This is a genomic window from Thermoanaerobaculia bacterium (assembly GCA_035260525.1).
In the GTDB taxonomy this organism is placed as follows: Bacteria; Acidobacteriota; Thermoanaerobaculia; order UBA5066; family DATFVB01; genus DATFVB01.
Genome location: DATFVB010000173.1, coordinates 1 through 2,896, shown reverse-complemented (window position 1 = coordinate 2,896; position 2,896 = coordinate 1). Strand labels below are relative to the sequence as shown.

3 protein-coding genes are annotated in these 2,896 nt (G+C 68.7%); all 3 read right to left on the bottom strand.

Annotated features, from left to right (window positions below):
- On the bottom strand, positions 1–632 hold a 632-nt coding region (locus VKH46_08530), incomplete at its 3' end, for a hypothetical protein (GenBank protein ID HKB70874.1).
- Between the two features lie 84 nt (positions 633–716).
- On the bottom strand, positions 717–1,385 hold the full coding sequence (locus VKH46_08525) for a response regulator transcription factor (GenBank protein ID HKB70873.1): 669 nt from the start codon (positions 1,383–1,385) through the stop codon (positions 717–719).
- Between the two features lie 46 nt (positions 1,386–1,431).
- The coding region (locus VKH46_08520) for an ATP-binding protein (protein ID HKB70872.1) at positions 1,432–2,896 on the bottom strand (1,465 nt) is incomplete at its 5' end.

Genomic DNA, 2,896 nt, shown 5'->3' with positions numbered 1-2,896 from the left:
GGGTGAAGCGAGTAATCGGTCGAGCCGAGCGCGGCGCCGCTCCCGTCGTAGAGGACGACGTGAACGGTGGGCGATCCCCCGGCGGTTTCGACGAGGGCGAAGTTGTACCGGAAGTTCTCCGACCCTCCCTGGTCGATCCCCTGGATGGAGGCCGACTGGCCGAGCGAGATCGCGAAGGACTTCGGCACGCCGGCGAAGAAGAGGCCCTCGGTCTTGCCGAGGTCGTCGCCGGGCTCCTGGTTGTAGATGCGCTCGGCCACGAGGATCTCACCGGAGGACGTCACGCGGGCTCCTCCGAGAGCGTCGGTCAGCCCGAGCTTGGTCTCGACGACGTTCTCGTAGGTCTTCGTCTCCCCGGGAGCCAGCGTGTCGGAGAAAGAGGCGGGGTTCGTGTTGGCCTGCCCCTGCTTGAGGAACTCGAACGTGAAGGAGACCGTCGAGCCGGTCAGATTCGTCGCCCAGATCGTCGTGTAGAACTGCGCGCCGAACAGCCCCGGCAGCCGCCCGACCGCCGGAAGGAACACCTCCGTCGACGGGAAACCCGCGAAGAGCGGCGAACCCGCGAGCGCGAGCAGCACCGCGAAGGCGAGAACGGTGAAGCGGCGGCGAGAGAACGTTCGAAGCCCATCCATCGGAAGTCTCCTTTCGAGAAGCCGATCGGAATGTAGGAGGCGCCGATTCCGTGCACAACCGCACGAAGATGGGGGAGCGGGGAGTCAGCCGAGGAGGCCGCTCCGGATCGCCTTGCGGACGGCGGACGTCTTCGAGTTGACGTGGAGGCGCTCGTAGATCTTCCCGACGTAGTCCCGCACCGTGTTCAACGCGATCCCCATTTCGTCGGCGGCGGACTGGTACGTGTGGCCGTCCGCGAGGAGACGCAGGAGCCTGAGCTGCTGCGGCGAGAGGTCGTGCTCGAGCTTGTCCGGGCCGCCGATCGCCTGGATCATACCGAGCACCTTGCGCGCGACCGATGGGGAAAGCGGGGCGCCACCGTTGCGCGCCTCGCGAATCGCGGTGAGGAGATTGGCGGGAGGCGTGTTCTTCAGGAGATATCCGCTCGCGCCGTTGCAGATCGACTCGAACACCCTTTCCCGCTCCTCGAAAATCGTCAGCATCAGGACCTGCGTGTTCGGGCAGCGGGACTTGAGCGCAGCGATGCCGTCGACGCCCGACATCCCCGGCAGTCCGATGTCGAGCAGGAGAACGTCGGGACCGGACGCCGCGAGCCCGCGCAGGGCTTCTTCGACGGAGCCCCATCGCCCGACGCATCGAAACCCGGGGGTGCCGTCGATCAACGCGGCGAGGCCGTCCCGGAGCGGACGTTTGTCGTCGACGATGCCGACGGTGATCGGAGCCGTCCCTGCGGGCGTCGACGGTGAAGTCATCGGGTCGTGATCATCGCCGGTCGAGGTGCCGTCGAAAACCGCATGATCATGGGGGACCGGCGAGAGGAACCGAGATCGACACGCGCGTTCCCTCGCCGGGCTCGCTCGCGAGCTCGAGCGCGCCTCCGAGCGCGCGCGCTCGCTCGCGCATCGTGTCGAGGCCGTGTCCCTTTCCGGCGGCCGGGTCGAATCCGCGGCCGTCGTCGACGACCTCGCTCTTGAGCGTTCCATGGTCCACCGCGATGGCGAGCGAGACCCGGGCGGCGCCCGCGTGGCGGATCGCGTTGTGCGCCGCTTCTTTCAGCAGGAGATAGAGGTCGCGCCGGCGCCCGGCCTCGAGGGGCACGGCGGTCACGTCGTCCTTCACGTCCATCGCGAACCGGATCCCTCGGGCTTCGGCGAGGGTCGCGGCGAAATGGCGAAGCCGGGCGAGCAGACTTTCGAGATCGTCGCGCCGGGGATCGACGGACCAGACGATCTCGCTCATCGAATCGACGAGCTGGCGCGCGGTTCGGGCGACCTCCTCCATCAGGGATCGCGATTCGGGATCGTCCTCGCCCAGGCGCCGGCGGACGACCTCCGCGAGCACGGCGACTTCGGAGAGACCCGCGCCGATGTCGTCGTGGAGATCGGCGGCGATCCGGGTGCGGACGCGCTCGACCCGCATGACCTGCGCCAGGCGGGCGCGGTGAGCCGCCACCGCTCCGGCCGCGAGCGTCGCCGCAGCGAGGAGGATGAACCCGGGACGCCGCCAGACGGGCGCCGCGATCGAGAATTCCGCGAGCGCTCGATTCCGACTCCTTTGGCCCGCGGAATCCACGCCTTCGACTTCCAGCCGATACCGTCCGGGCGCGAGCCGAGGAAGCCCGATCACCCGGTCCGGCGACAGCTCGGTCCAGACGTTTCCCGGCTCGATCCGATACCGGTAATCGACCGAGCGCCGGGTCTCCCAGGCCGGGGAGGCGATCTCGAATCGAAGAGAGTTGTGACCGGGCGGCGCCTGGAATCGGGGTACGTTCTCGAGACCGCGAACGGGAAGCGGAAGCCGTTCCCCGGAGACCTCCACATCGTCGAAGAAGATCTCCACGGGCGCTCCCCGCGAGGGTGCGATCGGCTGGAGACGGGCGACTCCGCCGTCTCCGGCGACCCAGATGTCCCCGCCGACGCCGGCAATCGCCGCCATCCCGCCCGCCGGGAGACCGTCGGCGCGGGTGAAGTGCTCGGCCGTTCGCGGGCTCTCTCCGAAGCGGTCGACTCCTCCCGGAGTGAGGACGTACAACCGACCGAAAGAGTCCTCCGCGAAACCTCGCGTGTCCAGACTGGAGAGCCCGTCGGCGGTCGTCCAGCGTTGCGCCCGGGGAGACGGGGATTCGGGGTCGTCGAAACGGAAAACGCCGCCCCGGTCCGTCGAGATCCAGAGGCGGTTTCGCCGATCGCGATAGATCGACGTGATCCAGCCGTCCCTCGCGGAAGGGCCGGATGGGACCGGTTCGAGGCGGCCGGCCCGCCGC

Bases quoted from the DNA above. Each gene is read 5' to 3' on its own strand.
- VKH46_08525 (HKB70873.1), bottom strand. From the start codon at position 1,385: ATGACTTCACCGTCGACGCCCGCAGGGACGGCTCCGATCACCGTCGGC.